Raw genomic sequence first — 19,605 nt, forward strand, 5'->3', positions numbered from 1 at the left:
TCAAGTTACGAGCACGTACCGCAGTCGGTGTGGACAGGTGGGGCGGTGGCATGACTACGGCGGTGACACGCGAACTCTCCGCGGAACTGCGGGGGTTCAGGGAGGTCCAGCGGCTGGCGTACGAGTGCGCCGAAGCCGTCGCGGCCCGGCTGGAACCCGGGGTGACCGAGCGCGAGGCGGCCCGGATGCAGCGGTCGTGGCTGCGCGCGCGGGGCGTGAAGGACTGGTTCCATCTGCCCTTCGCCTGGTTCGGCGACCGCACGGCGTTCACCGACTTCCGGGTGCCGCTCCAGTTCTTCCCCACGAACCGCCGGCTGGAGCCCGGGATGCCGTTCATCCTGGACATGGCCCCCGTGTACAGGGGATTCACGGCCGACATCGGTTATTCGGGCTCCCTGGGGGCGAACCCGGTGCAGGACCGGCTGATGGCCGACCTGGAGGCGCATCGCGAGCTGCTCCTGCGCGAGGTGCGCGAGCGGCGCCCGCTGCGCGAGATCTACGAGGACGTGGACCGCCTCATGGTCCGCCAGGGCTACGCCAACCGGCACCGCGCGTATCCCTTCGGCGTGATCGCGCACAAGGTCGACCGGGTGGCCGAACGCCCTTGGTCCCCGCGCCTGTTCGGGTTCGGCACGCAGTCCCTGAAGGGCCTCGCGAGCGACGCGCTGCACGGCCACCGGGACGGCTGGTCCCCGCTGTGGTCGCCGTACCGCTTCTCCGACCACCCCCCGCACCCGGGCCTGTGGGCGGTCGAACCGCATCTCGGATTCCGGGGCACGGGCGCCAAGTTCGAGGAGATCCTCGTCGTCACCGACTCCGAGGACCCCGAACAGAGCGCCTTCTGGCTCGACGACGATCTGCCGCACGTGCGGCGCTGGGCGGAGGACAAGTGACGCTTGAGGGTGCGCGCGAGCGCCGGGTGCGGACCGGCGGAGTCGAGCTGTGCGTGGCCGAGTTGGGGGATCCGTCGAACCCGACGGTGGTCCTGGTGCACGGTTACCCCGACAGCAAGGAGGTCTGGTCCGAAGTGGCCGGCCGCCTCGCCGACCGCTTCCATGTGGTGCTCTACGACGTCCGGGGCCACGGCCGTTCCACAGCCCCGCAGCCGCTGCGGGGCGGGTTCACCCTGGAGAAGCTCACGGACGACTTCCTGGCGGTCGCGGACGCGGTCAGCCCGGACCGGCCGGTGCACCTGGTGGGGCACGACTGGGGTTCGGTGCAGTCCTGGGAGTTCGTCACCGTCGCGCGCACGGAGGGCCGTATCGCCTCCTTCACGTCGATGTCCGGGCCGTCGCTCGACCACTTCGGGCACTGGATCGACAAACGCCTGACCCGGCCCACCCCGCGCCGCGTCGGCCAACTCCTGGGCCAGGGCGCCAAGTCCTGGTACGTGTACCTGCTGCACACGCCCCTGCTGCCCGAACTCGCCTGGCGCGGCCCGCTCGGCAAACGCTGGCCGAGGATCCTGGAGCGCGTCGAGAAGGTCCCGCGCGGCGATTACCCGACCTCGTCGCTGCCCCAGGACGCGGCCCACGGCGCCTGGCTGTACCGGGACAACGTCCGGGCGCGGCTGCGCAGACCACGCCCCGACGCGTACGCGCACGCGCCCGTGCAGCTCATCACGCCCCTGGGGGACGCGTTCCTGTCGGAGCGGCTCTACGACGACCTGGAGCTGTGGGCGCCGGGACTGGTGCGCCGCACGCTGCCGGCCAAGCACTGGATCCCGCGCACACGGCCCGATCAACTGGCCTCCTGGATCACGGAGTTCGTGACCGCCAACGAAGGCGACCGGCCCGCGTCGACACCGGCGACCGGCAAGTACGTCGAGCGGTTCGGCGGGCAGCTCGTGCTGGTCACGGGCGCGGGCAGCGGTATCGGGCGGGCCACGGCGTTCGCCTTCGCCGAGTCCGGCGCGCGCGTGGTGGCCGTCGACCGGGACGCGGAGAGCGCGGCCCGCACCGCCGAACTGGCCCGGCTGATCGGCGCCCCCGAGGCCTGGGCGGAGACGGTCGACGTGTCCGACGAGCAGGCCATGGAGAAGCTCGCCGCCAAGGTCGCCGCCGAGTACGGCGTGGTGGACGTGCTGGTGAACAACGCCGGAATCGGACTCTCCGGTTCCTTCTTCGACACCACCCCGGAGGACTGGAAGAAGGTCCTCGACGTCAACCTGTGGGGCGTGATCCACGGCTGCCGGCTCTTCGGGAAACAGATGGCCGACCGCGGCCAGGGCGGCCACATCGTCAACACCGCGTCGGCGGCGGCCTTCCAGCCCTCCAAGGCACTGCCCGCGTACGGCACGTCCAAGGCGGCGGTGCTGATGCTCAGCGAGTGCCTGCGCGCGGAACTGTCCGGGCAGGGGATCGGCGTCTCGGCGATATGCCCGGGCCTCGTCAACACCAACATCACCTCGACCGCGCACTTCGCCGGGGTCGACGCCGACGAGGAGAAACGGCGCCAGAAGAAGTCGGCGCGCCTGTACGGGCTGCGGAACTACCCGCCGGAGAAGGTCGCCGACGCGATCCTGCGGGCGGTCGTCCGCAACCAGGCCGTCGTACCCGTCACCCCGGAGGCACGCGGCGCCCATCTGATGTCCCGGTTCGCCCCGCGCGCGTTGCGGGCGATGGCCCGGCTGGAGCCGCCGCTGTGACCTCCGCGGACGAGCAGCACACAGGCGGACACCACGCGATCGCGCCCCGCCGGGTCTCCTTCGACTGGTCGCGCACACCCCTGCACTGGATACCGGACGAGCCGACCGCCACGCATGTCCTCAACGTCCTGCATCTGCTGCTGCCGGCGGGGGAGCGGTGGTTCGTGAAGGTCCTCAAGGAGGGCCTGCCGCTGGTCAGGGATCCCCAACTCCGGGCCGACGTCAAGGGGTTCATGGGCCAAGAGGCCACGCACAGCGTCCAGCACGCGCACGTGCTGGACCGGCTCACGGCTCAGCGGTTCGACACCGAGGCCTTCACCCGGCACGTCGACTTCCTCTTCGAACGGCTGCTCGGCGAACGCCCGCCGCTCGGCGCGCCGGTGCCGGAGCGGGAGTGGCTGCGCTTCCGGCTCGCGGTCGTCGCGGCGATCGAGCAGTTCACGGCGGTGCTGGGCGACTGGATCCTGACCGCCGAGGGCCTCGACCGGGCCGGCGCCGACGAGATCATGCTGGACCTGCTGCGCTGGCACGGCGCGGAGGAGGTCGAACACCGCGCGGTCGCCTTCGACATGTTCCAGCACTGCGGCGGCCACGGCCTCCCCCGCTACGCGCACCGCGTGGTCGGCATGGCGGTGACGGCCCCCGTGATGCTCGCCCTGTGGGCCTGGGGCACGGCCTACTTGATCCGCCGCGACCCCCAACTCCCCGACCACGTCCGCTACTCCCTCACCGAACACAACAAGGCCGTGCGAAAAGGCCTGCTCCCCACCTGGAGATCACTCGGCGCGGCCGTCCCCCGCTATCTGCGGCGCTCCTACCATCCGTCGCGGGAGGGGTCGTTGAGCCGGGCGGTGGAGTATCTGAAGCGCTCACCGGCGGCTCGGGCGGGGGCCGCGTGACCTCCGGGGCGGGTCCCGACTCCCGTCCCCACGAGCCCACTTACCGCATCGAGGACCTCGCTCGGCTCAGCGGTGCCACGGTCCGGACGATCCGTGCCTACCAGGACCGCGGTCTGCTCCCCCGGCCCGAGCGGCGCGGGCGGGCCAACGTGTACGCCGATGTCCATCTCGCCCGGCTCCGGCAGATCGCGGACCTGCTCGACCGCGGCTACGGGCTGGCCTCCATCAAGGAGTTGCTGGACGCCTGGGACGCGGGCCGGGGGCTCGGCGGGGTGCTCGGGCTGGTCGCCGAGGTGGACGGGCCGTGGACCGACGAGGAGGCGGTCCGGGTCTCGCGTGCCGAGCTGGAGCAGCGCTTCGGCGGCAGCCCGGACGCCGCCGCCGTGGCCGAGGCCGTCGAACTCGGCGTGCTGGAGCCGGTCCCCGGGGACCCCGACACCTTCCTCGTGCCGAGCCCCCAAGAGCTGGCGGTGGCCGTCGAGTTGTACGCCTCGGGCGTTCCCCTGACCGCGATCTCGTCCCATCTACGGGAGTTGAGGGTCCAGGTCGAGCACATCGCCGCCCGTTTCCTGGAGTTCACCACCGAGCACGTCTTCGCCCGCTACCTCGAAGGACCGCACCGCCCGACGGACGCGGACGCCACAGAAGCGGCCTCGCTCGTACGACGGCTGCGCCCGCTCGCGCGGCAGACCGTGGACGCCGAACTCGCCCGCGCGATGCGCCTGTTCGCCAACCGTTCGCTGCGCCGGCACCTCGGAACGGCGGACCCCTCGCGGCCGGCGTCCTCGTCACGTTCCGTGGCCGTGCCCGAGTCGACAATGCGGGCCGTAGAGGCGCTGGTTGGGGCTGCGAAGGCGGCCGAGTTCATCGCGTTGGCGGCCGAACGGGAGCTGGGGGCAAGGGCGTTGGATGCGCTCATGCCAAATGGGGTACCCCCAGCCGATCTTGACGAACAGGTGTGACATGTCGGGGAGTTGTCCACAGAAACGCCAATTCCCCTGTGGATAACTACAGTTGGTTGTGGATCAAACATCGGCGATAAAAGAAAATGCGTGATCCACGTCTCTCGCGTCATGCTGAGCGGATGGATGAAAGACGCACCGTGAAGGTGTCGAAGTACCTCTCCAAGCATCTGCGCCACCAACCCGAGCGGATCGGGCTCACACTCGACGAGGCCGGCTGGGTCGAGATCGACACACTGATCGCGGCCTGTGCCGCACACGGGTTCCGGTTCAACCGCGAGGAACTCGACCATGTGGTGGCCACGAACGACAAACGCCGCTTCGCGATCGAGGGCACCCGTATCCGCGCCAGCCAGGGCCACAGCATCGAGGTCGACCTCGGACTGCCCCCGGCCACCCCGCCGCCGTACCTCTTCCACGGCACGGTCGCCCGCAACCTGGACGCGATCCGGGCCGAGGGGCTCAAGCCCATGAACCGGCACGCCGTACACCTCTCCGCCGACCGGGAGACCGCGACCCGTGTGGGCGCCCGCCGCGGCCGGCCCGTCGTGCTCTCCGTGGACGCGGGCGCGATGCACAAGGACGGCCAGGTGTTCCGGGTCAGCGAGAACGGGGTGTGGCTCACGGAGGCGGTACCCGCGCGCTACCTGCGGTTCCCCGCATCGCACTGACCCCGCACGGCCGGAGAAGACCCGAGGGGGCCCGAGGAGCACTGCCTGGCTATGGCCTCGGCCGTACCGCCCCCGGCATGATCAGAGGTATGGACCACCTCCCCAGCACCGAGGCCGCCGTCACCGCCCTCCGTGCCCTCGCGGCCGAGTACGCGCGCGAGATCGAGGTCACCCATGACATCGGCGCAGACCAGACTTCTCGCCGCACCTCGGCGGGCTTCGGCGTCACCACCGACCCGGACGGCTCGCTCCCGCACGAGGCCTTCGCCGAGTTCGGCGGACTGCCCCGGGTGAGCGTGCGGTTCTACCCCGAGGACGACGCCCTGATCACGGTCGAGGGCATCGACTGCCCCGACATCGACCGCGACGACGTCCCCGCCTTCCTCCGCTCCGTCTTCGACGGCCGCGCGTACGTCAAGACCCGCCGTTTCCCGCCCGCATGCCGCCTGATCGTCCCGCTGCCCGGCGACCGGACGCACGAGGAGTGGATCTCGATGATCATCCTCACCCCGTGGCTCAACAGCCGCATCCAGTGACGGTTTCACGTGAAACACGCCCGGCCCATAACCTGGGAATCATGAGCCTGCGTCTGAGCACCGTGATCCTCCCGTACCGCCGCTGGAACGAGGGGAGCCGCGAGGCGTGGCAGCGCGCGGAACAGCTCGGCTTCCACACCGCCTACACCTACGACCACCTGTCCTGGCGCACCTTCCGGGACGGCCCGTGGTTCGGTGCCGTACCGACGCTCACCGCCGCCGCGGCCGTCACCGAGCGGATGCGGCTGGGCACGCTCGTCACCTCGCCGAACTTCCGGCACCCGGTGACCCTCGCCAAGGACCTCATCTCCCTCGACGACGTCTCCGACGGGCGGGTCACCCTCGGCATCGGTGCGGGCGGCACCGGCTTCGACGCCACCGCGCTCGGGCAGGAACCGTGGACCCCGCGTGAGCGGGCCGACCGGTTCGGAGAGTTCGTTCCGCTGCTGGACCGGCTGCTCACCGAGGACTCGGTGTCCTACGAGGGCGACTTCTACTCGGCGCACGAGGCGCGCAACATCCCGGGCTGTGTGCAGCGGCCCCGGCTGCCCTTCGCGGTGGCCGCCACCGGGCCCCGCGGGCTGAAGCTCGCCGCCCGGTACGGACAGGCGTGGGTGACCACCGGCGACCCGAAGCTGTTCGCGAACGGCACCCCTGAGCAGTCGGTTCACGCCATTCGTGGGCAGGTCGAGAAGCTGGCCGACGCGTGCGCCGCGATCGGCCGGGAAGTGGCGGGGATCGACAAGGTCCTGCTCACCGGTTTCACCCCGGACCGCAGCCGTCCGCTGGAGTCCCTCGGCGCCTTCGTCGACTTCGCGGGCCGGCACCAGGAACTGGGCTTCACCGACATCGTGATCCACTGGCCCGTCCCGGACTACCCCGACTTCGCCGCGGACGAGAAGATCTTCGAGCAGATCGCCATGGAGGCTCCGGCACAGCTGCGCTGAGTCGGCACCACGGCATCACCGCATCACCGCTCCGCCGTGACTGTGGAGTGCATCGGCCCTGGTGAGGGCGGTGACCACTCACCTGTGCACACTCCCGCACAACCGTGCGGGCATATGCGGGAGAATGGCCCGGTGACCTCAGCTACTCGACAGCCCGAGACCCCGGCCTCCGCCGTCCCGCCACGGCTGATCGCCACCGACCTGGACGGCACTCTCCTGCGCGACGACAAGTCGGTGTCCCCCCGCACGGTGGCGGCCCTGGCGGCGGCCGAGGAGGCGGGTGTCGAGGTCTTCTTCGTCACCGGCCGCCCGGCCCGCTGGATGGACGTCGTCAGCGACCATGTCCACGGCCACGGCCTGGCGATCTGCGGCAACGGCGCCGCCGTGGTCGACCTGCACGGCGGCCCCGGCGCCCACCGCTTCGTGAAGGTCCGCGAACTGGCCCGCGAGAACGCCCTCGACGCCGTACGGCTGGTGCGCGAGGCGGCGCCCGGGACGGTGTACGCGATCGAGCAGACCTACGGCTTCTACCAGGAGCCGGCGTATCCGAAGCTGCACCTGGAGATCCCGGACACCCTCGCCACCGCCGAGAAACTCCTGGCGCCGGACGCACCGGGGGCCGACGAGCCGGTGCTGAAGATCCTCGCGTTCCACCCCGAGCTGGACCCGGACGTCTTCCTGGACGTCGCCCGCCGCGCCCTCGGCGACCGCGCGAACGTCACCCGCTCCAGCCCCAGCGCCCTGCTGGAGATCAGCGGACCCGGCGTCTCCAAGGCGAGCACGCTCGCCCTGTGCTGCGCGGAGCGCGGTATCGCGCCCGAGGAGGTCGTCGCCTTCGGGGACATGCCGAACGACGTCGAGATGCTCACTTGGGCGGGACAGTCGTACGCGATGGGCAACGCGCACCCCGATGTGCTCGCGGCGGCCTCCGGGCGGACCGTCGACAACAACGAGGACGGTGTGGCGGTCGTGATCGAGCGGATGCTCGCGGAGCGCCGGTAACGGCGGTAGCGGCGGTAGCGGCAGCCGTTGTAACGGGCGTGGTCCTGGAGCGCGCCCCTTACGCGCACGACGGGTGCCCTAGCCGAGCGGGACTCCCCGCTGTGCCAGCCAGGGCAGTGGGTCCAGCGCCGATCCCGGTTCCGGAGTGACTCGCACCTCGAAGTGCAGATGGGGGCCGGTGGAGTTGCCGGTCGTGCCGGACTGGCCGATCCACTGGCCGGTGGTGACGCGGTCGCCCTGGTCGACGGTGACGGCGGCGAGGTGGGCGTACTGCGTGCAGTAGCCGCCCGGGTGCTCGATCACGACCTGGATGCCGAAGGCGCCGCCGCAGGACACCCGGACCACCCGGCCCGCTCCGGCCGCGCGCACCGGTGTGCCGATGGGCACCGCGAAGTCCTGGCCGGTGTGCCGGTTCGCCCAGCGGGAGCCGCCGCTGCCGAAGCCCGCGGAGAGTTCGGCCGTCTCCACCGGCGCGACCCATGAGGCGGTTCCAGTCGTCGGCGGCCGGTCGAGGCGGACCGTGCCCGGGCAGGAACCCGCCGCGCCCAACGCGTCCGCCTGCCCGGCACCGGCGGTGTGGCCGTCGCCTTCGCCGGGGCGGGCCGCCAGGACGGCGATCGCGCACAGCAGCACCGGAACGAGCAATGGGTGACGGCGAGATGAGCGCATGTCAGCGATCGTGGCCCGGGCGCGGGACGAAGGCCCTGTTCAAGTCGTACGCATGGGGGACGCGTTGCTGCGAACGGCTCAGCACAAGGCCGTGGTGACGAGCTCGGCGGAGGGCCGTGCTGACGGGTTCAGTGGGACGCCCGGTGACGGACTTCAGTGAGGCGCCTGCCACACCACCGTCGTGCCGCCGCCGTCCGCGCCGATGCCCGGCCCGTACCAGCTGTCGCCGCCCAGGGATTCGGCCCGCCGCTTGAGGTTCTTCAGGCCGCTGCGCCGGCCGCCCGCGGGGATGCCGACCCCGTCGTCCGCGACGGTGAGCCGTACGCCGGGGCGTCCGTCCGGCAGGGGCGCGGTCGCGTCGACGACGACCTCGATACGGGTCGCCCGCGCGTGCCGGAACGCGTTGGAGAGTGCCTCGCGCAGAGCCGCGACGAGGTTCTTGCCGGTGAGGTCGCCGACCGTCGTGTCGACCGCGCCGACGAAACGGTGCGCGGGCCGGAAACCGAGTGGCACGGACGCCATGTTGATCTCCCGCAGCACCCGTGTGCGCAGTCCGGAGGGCGCCTCGGCGGGGCCCTGCTGGAGCGCGAAGATCGCGGTGCGGATCTCCTGGATGGTGATGTCGAGCTCGTCGACGGCGTTGCCCACACCGCGCCGTACCTCGGGGACGAGCGGTCCGCGTCGGGCGCTCTCCAGCATCATCCCGGTGGCGAAGAGCCGCTGGATGACCAGGTCGTGCAGATCACGGGCGATCCGGTCGCGGTCCTCGTACACCGCGAGCCGTTCCCGGTCGCGCTGTGTCTCGGCCATCATCAGCGCGAGCGCGGCCTGCGAGGCGAACTGGGTCGCGAGGGTGCGTTCGGTCTCCGTGAACCGCCGCTCGCCCTGTGCGCGGGGCGTGACCAGGGCCCCCAGGACGCGCCCTCCGCTCTGGAGGGGCAGCGCCATGATCGGCCCGTACGCGCGCGCGAGGGCGCTGATCATGCGCGGATCGGTGGCCGCGTCCGCCACGAACACCGGTTTTCCGGCGAGCAGTTGGGCCATGATCTCGCTCTCCGGCGGGACGACCCTGCCCAACTGGTTCGACGGCTGCTCCGAGGCCACGGCGACGATCTCCATGCCACCCTCCTCGGCGGGCAGCAGCACGATCCCGGCCGCCGACCCGGACAAGCGGCGGGCCCGTTCCGCGACGACCTGGAGGGCCTCCTCGGCGTCCCCGCCGGACAGCAGGGCGGTCGTGACGGCCACCGACCCGTCGATCCACCGCTCGCGCTGCTGGGCGGCCTCGTACAGCCGGGCATTGCCGACGGCGATGCCGGCCTCGGTCGCCAGCACCCGGACCATGGTGACGTCGTGGTCGTCGAAGGGGACCCCGCCGCGTTTCTCGCCGAGATACAGGTTCCCGAAGGCCTCACCCTGGACGCGGATCGGAACGCCGAGGAAGCCACGCATCCGCGGATGGTGCTCGGGGAAACCCCAGGACCGCGGATCCTCGGTCACATCCATCAGCAGCACCGGCTCCGACTCCCGGACGAGGGCGCCGAGCAGCCCCGTGTGCCCGTCGGGGAACCGCCCGATGCGCCGTGCGGTCGCCGCGTCGACGCCGTGGAACACGAAGTCGGCGAGGGCCTCGCCGTCCTCGTCGACGACCCCGATGCCCGCGTAGCGGGCGTCCGTCAGGGTGGCCGCCGCCTCGCAGATCCGCTCCAGCGTGGAGTGCAGTTCGAGGCCGCTCCCCATGGACCGCATCGCCTCCAGCAACTGCGGCACCCGCAGGGCCGGTTCGGCCGACGGCCCCGAGGCGGGCGACGGGGGACCGGGGCGCACGGCGGCTGACATACCCCGAGCCTAATAAGTCCCCTTTGTCACGGAAAGTCGAGCAGATCCGCCGCCGGGCGCCCTAACCGACCGCCACCAGCGCCTCCGACTCCGCCTCCCGCTCCGCCATCCCCCGCAACGGCCCCGCCACCGAGGCCAGTCCGGCATACGGCCCGCGCTGCACCACACGCCCCTCGTCCAGCACGATCACCTCGTCCACGTCCTCCAGGCCCGCGAGCCGGTGCGTGATGAGCAGGGTCGTACGGCCTTCCGTGCCGGCGAGCAGGTCGGCGGTCAGCGCGTCGGCGGTCGCCAGGTCCAGGTGTTCGGCGGGCTCGTCGAGCACCAGGACCGGGAAGTCGGCGAGCAGCGCGCGGGCGAGCGCCAGCCGCTGCCGCTGCCCGCCGGAGAGCCGCGCCCCGTGCTCACCGACGAGGGTGTCGAGGCCGTCGGGCAGCCCGTCGGCCCAGTCCAGCAGCCGGGCACGCGCGAGCGCGGCCCGCAGTTCGTCCTCGGTCGCGTCCTTCTTCGCGAGCAGCAGGTTCTCGCGCACCGAGCTGTCGAAGAGGTGCGCGTCCTGGGCACACAGCCCCACGAGCCGTCGTACGTCGTCGCCGTCCAGGGCGTACGCGTCCACGCCGGCCAGCGTGTACGAGCCCGCGTCCGCGTCGAGGAAGCGCAGCAGCACCTGTGCCAGCGTCGTCTTGCCGGAGCCGGAGGATCCGACCACGGCGACCCGGCGCCCCTTCTCCAGCGTCAGGTCGAGCCCGGCGAGCGCGTCCCGGTCCTGGCCGGTGTGGCGGGCGGCCAGTCCCTGCACGACGAGCGGGAAGGGTGTCGCGGGTGCCCGGCGGGGCCGTTCCGGTTCCCGTACGGGCTCGGGGGCGTCCATGACCTCGTACACGCGCTCGGCGCTCTTGCGGACCCGCTGCCGGTACTGCACGGCGAGGGGCAGCCCGAGGACGGCCTCGAAGGCGGCGAGCGGGGTGAGGACGACGACGGCCGTCACCACGCCGCTGAGCCGTCCCGCGGCGACGGCCTGGGCTGCCACGAGTGCGGTGGCGGCGACGGTCAGGCCGGAGATCAGCGCGGTGAGGCCGTCGCCGAGGGCGGTCGCGGTGGCGGCGCGGGAGGCGATCCGGGTGAGCACGCCGTCGGCCCGCTCGGCCTCGGCGGTACGGGCGGGCAGCGCGCCGGCGACCGTCAACTCGGCGGTTCCGGTGAGCAGTTCGGTCACCCGGGTGGCGAGCGCTCCGCGGGCCGGGGCCAGCCGCCGTTCGGCTCGGCGGGCCACGGCACCGGTCACGAGGGGGACGCCGACGCCGGCCGCGAGAAGGCCGACCGCGAGTACCGCACCGGCTTCGGGCAGCAGCCAGGCCGTGAAGCCGACCGTCGCGGCGGAGACTGCGGTCGCGACCCCGGCGGGCAGCAGCCAGCGCAGCCAGTAGTCCTGGAGCGCGTCCACGTCGGCGACGAGCCGGGAGAGCAGATCGCCGCGCCGGGTGTCGCGCAGGCCGGCGGGCGCCAGCCGTTCGAGGCGCCGGTAGACGGCGACCCGGGTGTCGGCCAGCATCCGCAGTACGGCGTCGTGCGACACGAGCCGCTCCGCGTACCGGAACACGGCCCGTCCGATCCCGAAGGCCCGGGTCGCCGTGACCGCCACCATCAGATACAGCACGGGTGGCTGCTGCGAGGCCCGCGAGATCAGCCACCCCGAGGTGGCCATGAGACCGACAGCGCTGCCCAGCGCGAGACTTCCGAGCAGCAGCGCCAGGGCGAGGCGGCCACGCCGGGCACCGGACATGGCGCGGACCCGGGCGAGGACACTGCCCTTGTGCGCCGCGAGCCGGGTCTCGGGCTCGTCGGGGGCAGGGGAACTCACCGGCGTTTCCTCGGCAGTTCGTGTCCCGCGGGTCTCCGCCCCGGCCTCCGTGCGAAGCGCGGCCACGCCCTCCGTCACCCGTACCACCCGGTCGGCCACCGCGAGCAGGGCCGGCCGGTGCACCACGAGCAGGACAGTCCGCCCGACCGCCAACCGCCGTACCGCCTCGACCACTTCGGCCTCGGTCGCCCCGTCCAGCGCGGCCGTCGGCTCGTCGAGGAGCAGGACGGGCCGGTCGGCGAGGAAGGCCCGCGCGAGCGCGAGCCGCTGCCGCTGCCCGGCGGACAGTCCGGCCCCGTCCTCGCCGAGCACGCTCCCCATCCCCTCGGGCAGCGCGTCCACGAAGTCCAGGGCGCCGGCGTCGGCCAACGCACGCCGTACGGCGGTGTCGTCGGCGTCGGGACGGGCCAGCCGTACGTTCTCGGCGATCGTCCCGGCGTACAGCTGCGGGCGTTGCGGCACCCAGGCGATCCGCGACCGCCACCGCTCCAGGCCGACGTCGGCGAGATCGACTCCCCCGACGCGCACCCGGCCCTCTGCGGGTCGTACGAACCCCAACAGGACGTTCAGCAGAGTGGACTTGCCCGAGCCACTCGGGCCGACGAGGGCGACCGTCTCCCCGGGGTCCACGGTGAAGGAAACGTCCGACACGGCGTCCAAGGACCGGCCGGGGTAGCGGACGGTCACGCCCTCGAAGGCCAGCGCGTCCGACGGCGCCTCGGCGGTGCCCGAGGCCGGTACCGGAGTCTCCAGTGCGGAGAAGATCTCCTCGGCGGCGGCGAGGCCCTCCGCCGCCGCGTGGTACTGGGCGCCCACCTGGCGCAGCGGCAGATACGCCTCGGGGGCCAGGACGAGGACGACGAGGCCGATGTAGAGGTCCATGTCGCCGTGGACGAGCCGCATGCCGATCGTCACGGCGACCAGGGCCACGGAGAGCGTGGCGAGCAGTTCCAGGGCGAAGGAGGAGACGAAGGCGATCCGCAGGGTCCGCATGGTCGCCTGCCGGTACTCGCCGGTGATGCGCCGAATCGAGTCGGCCTGCGCCTTGGCCCGCCCGAACACCTTCAGGGTCGGCAGCCCCGCGACCACGTCCAGGAAGTGCCCGGAGAGCCGGGAGAGCAACTGCCACTGACGGTCCATCCGGGACTGCGTGGCCCAGCCGATCATCACCATGAAGAGCGGGATGAGCGGGAGAGTGCCGACGATGATCGCCGCCGAGACCCAGTCCTCGGTGACGATCCGCGCGAGGACCGCCACCGGGACGACCACGGCGAGACCCAACTGCGGGAGATAGCGCGAGAAATAGTCGTCGAGGGCGTCGACACCCCGGGTGGCGAGGGCGACCAGCGAACCGGTCCGCTGCCCGCTCAGCCAGCCGGGGCCCAGCTCCACGGAACGCTCCAGCAGCCGTCGCCGTAGCTCCGACTTCACGGAGGCGCTTGCTCGGTGGGCGGCGAGTTCGGTGAGCCAGGAGACCAGGGCGCGGCCACCCGCGACGGCCAGCAACAGCAGCAGGGGAGTGCCGAGTTCACTCACGGACTTCCCGTGCTGGAAGGCGCCGACCACGACCTCGGCGATGAGCATCGCCTGGGCGATGACCAGCAGCGCGCCGACTGCTCCCAGGCCGACGACCGCCATCAGGAAGAGGCGGGTGGCGCGGGCGTATCGGAGTAGCCGTGGGTCGATTGGTTTCACGTGAAACACACCCTCTTCTCAGGACATCCTGACGGGGCATGTTTCATGTGAAACATGCCCCAATCCGGACTCAGTGCGCTGCTTCGGCGATGTGCTGCGTGCCGATCCGCTTGCGGAACACCCAGTACGTCCAGCCCTGGTAGAGCAGGACGATCGGGGTCGCGATCCCCGCGCACCAGGTCATGATCCGCAGGGTGTACGGGCTCGACGAGGCGTTGGTGACCGTAAGGCTCCAGTCCGGGTTGAGTGAGGACGGCATGACGTTCGGGAAGAGCGACAGGAAGAGCATCGCGACGGCGGCCACGATGGTGACCCCGGAGAACGCGAACGACCAGCCCTCGCGCCCGACTTGGATCGCCCCCAGCGCCGCGACCAGGGCGACGACGGCCACGATCAACGCGACGAGGCTCTTGCCGTCACCGCTGTCGACCTGGGTCCAGATCAGGAAGGCCAGCGCCAACAGGGCGGTGAGAAGGCCGACTTGAAGGGCCAGCTTCCGGGCCCGCATCCGGATGTCCCCGACGGTCTTGAGTGCCGTGAACACCGTTCCGTGGAACGTGAACAGCGTCAGCGTGACCAGGCCGCCGAGGATCGCGTACGGGTTGAGCAGGTCCCAGAAGGTGCCGGCGTACTCGAAGTTCTTGTCGATCTTCACGCCCCGCACGATGTTGCCGAAGGCCACACCCCACAGGAACGCGGGGAGCAGCGAGGTCCAGAAGATCGCCGTCTCCCAGTTGCGCTGCCAGTTCTCCTCGGGCCGCTTCGCCCGGTACTCGAAGGCGACGCCCCGGACGATCAGGCAGACCAGGATGATCAGCAGGGCGAGGTAGAAGCCGGAGAAGAGGGTGGCATACCACTCGGGGAAGGCGGCGAAGGTCGCGCCGCCGGCCGAGAGGAGCCAGACCTCGTTACCGTCCCAGACCGGACCGATCGTGTTGATCAGGACCCGCTTCTCGGCGCGGTTCCGGGCGAGCAGCTTGGTGAGGATGCCGACCCCGAAGTCGAAGCCCTCCAGGAAGAAGTAGCCGGTCCACAGGACGGCGATGAGGACGAACCAGACGTCGTGCAGTTCCATGACTGTTGCAGCTCCCTCGGCCTAGTACGAGAAGGCCATCGGCTTGTCGGCGTCCTGGGAGTCGCCGCCGATCTTCGTGGGCGGGTTGAGGTCGGCCTCGGTGAGTTCGGGCGGGCCGGCCTTGACGTACTTGACGAGCAGCTTGACCTCGATGACGGCGAGGATCGCGTAGAGCGAGGTGAAGACGATCATCGAGGTGAGGACCTCGCCCTGGGAGACGCTGGGGGAGACGGCGTCGCGGGTCTGGAAGAGGCCGTAGACGACCCAGGGCTGGCGGCCCATCTCGGTGAAGATCCAGCCCCAGGAGTTGGCGATCAGCGGGAAGCCGAGGGTCCAGATGGACACCAGCCAGTAGAGCTTGGTGAGTTTCGGGCCGAGGGCCTTGTTCTTGAAGAGGACGACGTTCGGCACTTCGTCGTCGCCGACCCGCAGATGCTGGGCCAGCATGAACTTCTTGCGGGTCAGCCAGAGTCCGGCGATACCGATCGCGAAGGACGCCATGCCGAAGCCGATCATCCAGCGGAACGCCCAGAAGGTGACGGGGATGATGGGCCGGTAGTCGCCGGGACCGTACTTCGCCTGCTCGGCCTTGTTGGTGTCGTTGATGCCGGGGACGTACGAGCTGAAGTCGTCGTCGGCGAGGAACGACAGTATCCCCGGGATGGACAGCTCGACGCTGTTGTGGCCCTTGCTGACGTCGCCGTAGGCGAAGATCGAGAACGGCGCGGAGTCCTGGCCGTCCCACAGGGCCTCGGCGGCGGCCATCTTCATCGGCTGCTGCTTGAACATGACCTTGCCGAGGGTGTCACCGCTGACGGCGGTGAACAGTCCGGCGATGGTGACGGTGATCAGGCCCAGCCGCAGCGAGGTCTTCATCACCGAGATGTGCTTCTTGCGGAACAGGTGGAAGGCCGCGATGCCGACCATGAACGCGCCGCCGGTCAGGAAGGACGCGGAGAGCGTGTGGAAGGCCTGCGCGAGGGCGGTGTTCTGGGTCAGCACATGCCAGAAGTCGGTGAGTTCGGCACGCCCTTTGGCCTTGTTGATCCGGTAGCCGACGGGGTGCTGCATCCACGAGTTGGCCGCGAGGATGAAGTACGCCGACAGGATCGTGCCGATCGAGACCATCCAGATGCAGGCCAGGTGGATCCGCTTGGGCAGCTTGTCCCAGCCGAAGATCCACAGCCCGATGAAGGTGGACTCGAAGAAGAACGCGATCAGCGCCTCGAAGGCGAGCGGGGCCCCGAAGATGTCGCCGACGAACCGCGAGTAGGCGGACCAGTTCATGCCGAACTGGAACTCCTGCACGATGCCCGTGACGACGCCCATGGCGATGTTGATCAGGAAGAGTTTGCCCCAGAACTTGGTGGCCCTGAGGTACTTCTCCTTCTCCGTGCGCACCCACGCGGTCTGCAGCCCGGCCGTGAGCGCGGCGAGCGAGATCGTCAGCGGGACGAACAGGAAGTGGTAGACGGTGGTGATACCGAACTGCCATCGCGCCAGTGTCTCTGGCGCCAGAGCCATTTCCACGTCGTCGGTCTCCTTATGTCGCCGTGGTACAGCGGCAGTTTGCCCCTTTTATCGCACACATCATGGGACGAACTGGGACACGCTTGTGAACGCGTTCACATTCACAAGCTATTATGACGTACCGATTTTCGACCGACGAAGGGGGGTCCCATTACGGAGGGGGGTCCCCATATGGCAACCCCCCTGACGTCACTCGTTACGAACCGTCCCGCGGGCGAGCGCCGGAGCTCCCCCCGCGGGCGGGCACTAGAGCTCCTTGTGGAACCCCTCCGCCACCTTCAGGAAGATGTCGTTGCCCTCGGTCTCCCCGATCGTGATCCGCACGCCCTCACCCGCGAACGGCCGCACCACCACGCCCGCCTGGTCGCAGGCCGCCGCGAAGTCGAGCGTGCGCTCCCCCAGCCGTAGCCACACGAAGTTGGCCTGGGTCTCCGGGACCGTCCAGCCCTGGGCGCGCAGTGTGTCGACCACGCGGGTGCGCTCGCTCACCAACGAGCCGACCCGCCCGAGCAGTTCGTCCTCGGCGCGCAGCGAGGCGACCGCCGCGTCCTGCGCGAGCTGGCTCACCCCGAAGGCCACCGCCGTCTTGCGCAGCGCCGCCGCCACCGGCTCATGGCCGATCGCGAAACCGACCCGCAGCCCGGCGAGGCCGTACGCCTTGGAGAAGGTCCGCAGGACGCAGACGTTCGGCCGGTCGCGGTAGAGCTGGACGCCGTCCGGCACGTCGAGATCCCGGATGAACTCCCGGTACGCCTCGTCCAGCACGACCAGCACATCGCCGGGCACCCGGTCCAGGAAGCGCTCCAGTTCGGCCCGCCGGACGACCGTGCCCGTCGGGTTGTTGGGGTTGCAGACGAAGATCATCCGGGTCCGGTCGGTGACGGCGTCCGCCATCGCGTCCAGGTCGTGCACATCGCCCGGGGTCAGCGGCACCTGCACCGGAGTGGCACCGCTGATCCGCGTGATGATCGGGTACGCCTCGAAGGACCGCCAGGCGTAGATGACCTCGTCGCCGGGGCCGGAGGTCGCCTGGATCAGCTGCTGGGCGACGCCGACCGAGCCGGTGCCGGTGGCCAGGTGGGAGACCGGGACGCCGAACCGTTCCGCCAGCTCGTTCATCAGGCCGGTGCAGGCCATGTCGGGGTACCGGTTGAAGTTCAGGGCCGCCGCGGTGACGCTCTCCATCACACCGGGCAGCGGGGGGTACGGGTTCTCGTTGGAGGACAGCTTGTAGGCCACCGGACCGTCGGCCGCGGCAGGCCTGCCCGGCTTGTAGGTGGGGATACCCTCCAGCTCGGCGCGCAGCTTCGGGCTCGTCTCGCTCACCGCAGTCCTCCTTGTGACCACCACCGGGTTCCAATACTGCTCACCTTATGAGGATTCGGGGCCGGCGCGTACAGGTCTTGTTCCGGGTGAGCGGGCGGCTCCCGCTCCGGGTGAGCGGGTGTCGGGGCCGGCGGGTGGGATCCGGTGCGCTCCGGGCGCGCTCCGAGTGCGTTCCGAGTGCGTTCCGAGTGCGTTCCGAGTGCCTGGTGCGTGGTTGGCGGGATACCCCCACGCGTCACATCCGCATCAGGGGCAACACCGTACGAAGGCGCACGAACCGGGGGCGCGCTGTACATATATCTATGCGCTGGTAGCTCGCGCCGTGGCGCGCATCCCTCGTACAGGTGAGTTGAGACCTCTTCGAAACATGGGGGTCTTGGCAGGCCCATGCGCGTCGACAAGTCACGTAATGCCATTGCATCGTTTAACTGACTTTGTTTCTAAGGTAGTTGACTGCTTTTGACCTTGCAGAAACGTGCCTGTCAACGCGTGCATATGCGTCCGCACTACCCCACCGCATGAGCCCTACTATCGGCTCGCCATGACAGCAGCAGGGAAGCACCAGGTGAGCCGCGCGGAAACCTCTCGTCGAGGGAGCCGGCCGGGCCGGGCGGGAATCAGAGACGTGGCCGCCGCGGCCGGAGTCTCCATCACGACCGTCTCCGACGCCCTCAACGGCAAGGGCCGGCTCCCGGACGCCACCCGACGCCACGTCCGAGAAGTCGCCGACCGGCTGGGCTATCGGCCCTCCGCGGCGGCTCGCACACTCCGTACCGGCAAGTCGGGCCTCATCGGCCTGACCGTGACGACGTACGGGGATGAACCTTTCACCTTCACCGAGTTCGCGTACTTCGCCGAGATGGCGCGGGCCGCCACCTCGGCCGCGCTCGCCCGCGGCTACGCCCTCGTGATCCTCCCCGCGACCTCGCGCCACGACGTGTGGTCGAACGTCGCCCTGGACGGCACGGTCGTCATCGACCCGTCCGACCAGGACCCGGTGGTCAGCGAGCTCGTCCGGCAGGGTTTACCGGTCGTCTCCGACGGCCGCCCGGCCGGCTCGCTCCCGGTCACCGCATGGGTCGACAACGATCACGAGGCCGCGGTCCTGGGCATCCTGGACCACTTGGCCGACGCCGGCGCCCGCCGGATCGGTCTGCTCACGGGCACGAGCACGGACACATACACACACCTCTCGACCACCGCATACCTGCGTTGGTGCGAGCGGGTGGGCCAGGATCCGGTGTACGAGTCCTATCCGGCGCACGATCCGTGCGCGGGCGCCGTGGCCGCCGATCGGCTGCTCGCCCGGCCCGACCGGCCCGACGCGGTCTACGGCCTGTTCGACCCCAACGGCACGGATCTGCTGGCGGCGGCCCGGCGTTACGGGATGCGGGTGCCGGAGGATCTGCTGCTCGTGTGCTGCAGCGAGTCCACGGTGTACGCCAACACCGAGCCGCCCGTCACCACGCTGTCGCTGAAGCCGCGGCGGATCGGTACGGCGGTGGTGCAGCTCCTCATCGACGCGATCGAGGGGGTCGAGTCCGATCTGCCGATCGAGCAGGTGATACCGACGGAGCTGATCGTGCGGACGTCGTCGCAGCGGCGTCCGCCGCGGACCACGGTTAGTCCGCCTCGGTCGCCTGAGGGGAAGTAGGGGGCGGGGCCGGGGCCCTCCGGGGGGGGCGGGGTTGATGCTGGTGCCGGTGATGATGTCGCCGGTGTCGGTGTCGGTGTTCGTTTCGCTGAGGTGGGTGGGGTGAGGGTGGGCCTTGCTGCGCTGGGGGGCGTGGTCGGGTGGAGGGGCTGGCCGGGGTCGCCTTGGGGGGCGTGGTTGGGGGCGGCGGACGGGGGTGGGTTCGCTTTGGGCAGGGTGGTGGGGTGCGTGCCGTGTCGGGTGGGCTTGCGGGATGGGGTGGGGCGGTTCCTGGAGTTTCTGCTGGGTGCCG

Annotated in this window: 14 protein-coding genes and 1 pseudogene; 9 read left to right on the forward strand and 6 right to left on the reverse strand. The window is 70.7% G+C overall.

Annotated features, from left to right (window positions below):
- Nucleotides 1–50 precede the first annotated feature (50 nt).
- The 8 genes from ACIRRY_RS16215 to ACIRRY_RS16250 all read left to right on the forward strand — a co-directional run bounded on the left by ACIRRY_RS16215 (nucleotide 51) and on the right by ACIRRY_RS16250 (nucleotide 7,664).
- The gene (locus tag ACIRRY_RS16215; RefSeq protein ID WP_403972688.1) at nucleotides 51–893 is read left to right on the forward strand and encodes a M24 family metallopeptidase; all 843 of its coding nucleotides are present in this window, start codon (nucleotides 51–53) and stop codon (nucleotides 891–893) included.
- Complete coding sequence (locus ACIRRY_RS16220; protein ID WP_403972691.1) at nucleotides 890–2,647, forward strand: SDR family oxidoreductase; 1,758 nt, start codon at nucleotides 890–892, stop codon at nucleotides 2,645–2,647. Before ACIRRY_RS16215 ends, ACIRRY_RS16220 begins: the two co-directional genes overlap by 4 nt.
- Nucleotides 2,644–3,546 carry a metal-dependent hydrolase gene (locus ACIRRY_RS16225; protein WP_403972693.1) on the forward strand — a complete coding sequence of 301 codons (903 nt, stop codon included), beginning with the start codon at nucleotides 2,644–2,646 and terminating at the stop codon, nucleotides 3,544–3,546. Before ACIRRY_RS16220 ends, ACIRRY_RS16225 begins: the two co-directional genes overlap by 4 nt.
- Nucleotides 3,543–4,508, forward strand: coding sequence for a MerR family transcriptional regulator (locus ACIRRY_RS16230; RefSeq protein WP_403972695.1), 966 nt, complete (start codon nucleotides 3,543–3,545; stop codon nucleotides 4,506–4,508). Before ACIRRY_RS16225 ends, ACIRRY_RS16230 begins: the two co-directional genes overlap by 4 nt.
- A 122-nt stretch (nucleotides 4,509–4,630) precedes the next feature.
- Complete coding sequence (locus ACIRRY_RS16235; protein ID WP_403972697.1) at nucleotides 4,631–5,179, forward strand: RNA 2'-phosphotransferase; 549 nt, start codon at nucleotides 4,631–4,633, stop codon at nucleotides 5,177–5,179.
- An 89-nt stretch (nucleotides 5,180–5,268) separates the two neighbouring features.
- Complete coding sequence (locus ACIRRY_RS16240; protein ID WP_403972699.1) at nucleotides 5,269–5,715, forward strand: hypothetical protein; 447 nt, start codon at nucleotides 5,269–5,271, stop codon at nucleotides 5,713–5,715.
- Nucleotides 5,716–5,756: 41 nt separating this feature from the next.
- On the forward strand, nucleotides 5,757–6,662 hold the full coding sequence (locus tag ACIRRY_RS16245; RefSeq protein ID WP_403972702.1) for an LLM class flavin-dependent oxidoreductase: 906 nt from the start codon (nucleotides 5,757–5,759) through the stop codon (nucleotides 6,660–6,662).
- 114 nt (nucleotides 6,663–6,776) lie between these two features.
- Complete coding sequence (locus ACIRRY_RS16250) at nucleotides 6,777–7,664, forward strand: Cof-type HAD-IIB family hydrolase (protein WP_403972705.1); 888 nt, start codon at nucleotides 6,777–6,779, stop codon at nucleotides 7,662–7,664.
- 78 nt (nucleotides 7,665–7,742) lie between these two features.
- On the opposite strand, the pseudogene ACIRRY_RS16255 reads toward ACIRRY_RS16250, so the two are convergent.
- The 6 genes and pseudogenes from ACIRRY_RS16255 to hisC all read right to left on the reverse strand — a co-directional run.
- A pseudogene (locus tag ACIRRY_RS16255) lies at nucleotides 7,743–8,228 on the reverse strand (M23 family metallopeptidase); the annotation flags it as partial.
- Between the two features lie 258 nt (nucleotides 8,229–8,486).
- Nucleotides 8,487–10,172: a GAF domain-containing sensor histidine kinase gene (locus ACIRRY_RS16260; RefSeq protein ID WP_403972708.1), complete on the reverse strand. Its 1,686-nt coding sequence runs from the start codon at nucleotides 10,170–10,172 to the stop codon at nucleotides 8,487–8,489.
- Nucleotides 10,173–10,233: 61 nt separating this feature from the next.
- Nucleotides 10,234–13,728, reverse strand: coding sequence for a thiol reductant ABC exporter subunit CydD (gene cydD, locus ACIRRY_RS16265; protein WP_403972710.1), 3,495 nt, complete (start codon nucleotides 13,726–13,728; stop codon nucleotides 10,234–10,236).
- A gap of 70 nt (nucleotides 13,729–13,798) precedes the next feature.
- Nucleotides 13,799–14,803 carry a cytochrome d ubiquinol oxidase subunit II gene (gene cydB, locus ACIRRY_RS16270; protein WP_403972713.1) on the reverse strand — a complete coding sequence of 335 codons (1,005 nt, stop codon included), beginning with the start codon at nucleotides 14,801–14,803 and terminating at the stop codon, nucleotides 13,799–13,801.
- Between the two features lie 21 nt (nucleotides 14,804–14,824).
- On the reverse strand, nucleotides 14,825–16,333 hold the full coding sequence (locus tag ACIRRY_RS16275) for a cytochrome ubiquinol oxidase subunit I (RefSeq protein ID WP_403972715.1): 1,509 nt from the start codon (nucleotides 16,331–16,333) through the stop codon (nucleotides 14,825–14,827).
- A gap of 246 nt (nucleotides 16,334–16,579) precedes the next feature.
- Nucleotides 16,580–17,659 (reverse strand): histidinol-phosphate transaminase, encoded by a 1,080-nt coding sequence (gene hisC, locus ACIRRY_RS16280; protein WP_403972717.1) that lies wholly within the window; start codon nucleotides 17,657–17,659, stop codon nucleotides 16,580–16,582.
- Nucleotides 17,660–18,200: 541 nt separating this feature from the next.
- Here hisC and ACIRRY_RS16285 point away from each other — a divergent pair.
- Entirely contained in the window at nucleotides 18,201–19,313 is a 1,113-nt protein-coding gene (locus ACIRRY_RS16285) for a LacI family DNA-binding transcriptional regulator (RefSeq protein WP_078622773.1), read from the forward strand.
- Nucleotides 19,314–19,605: the final 292 nt, after the last annotated feature.

Source organism: Streptomyces sp. NPDC101776 (assembly GCF_044766845.1).
Taxonomy (GTDB): Bacteria; Actinomycetota; Actinomycetes; order Streptomycetales; family Streptomycetaceae; genus Streptomyces.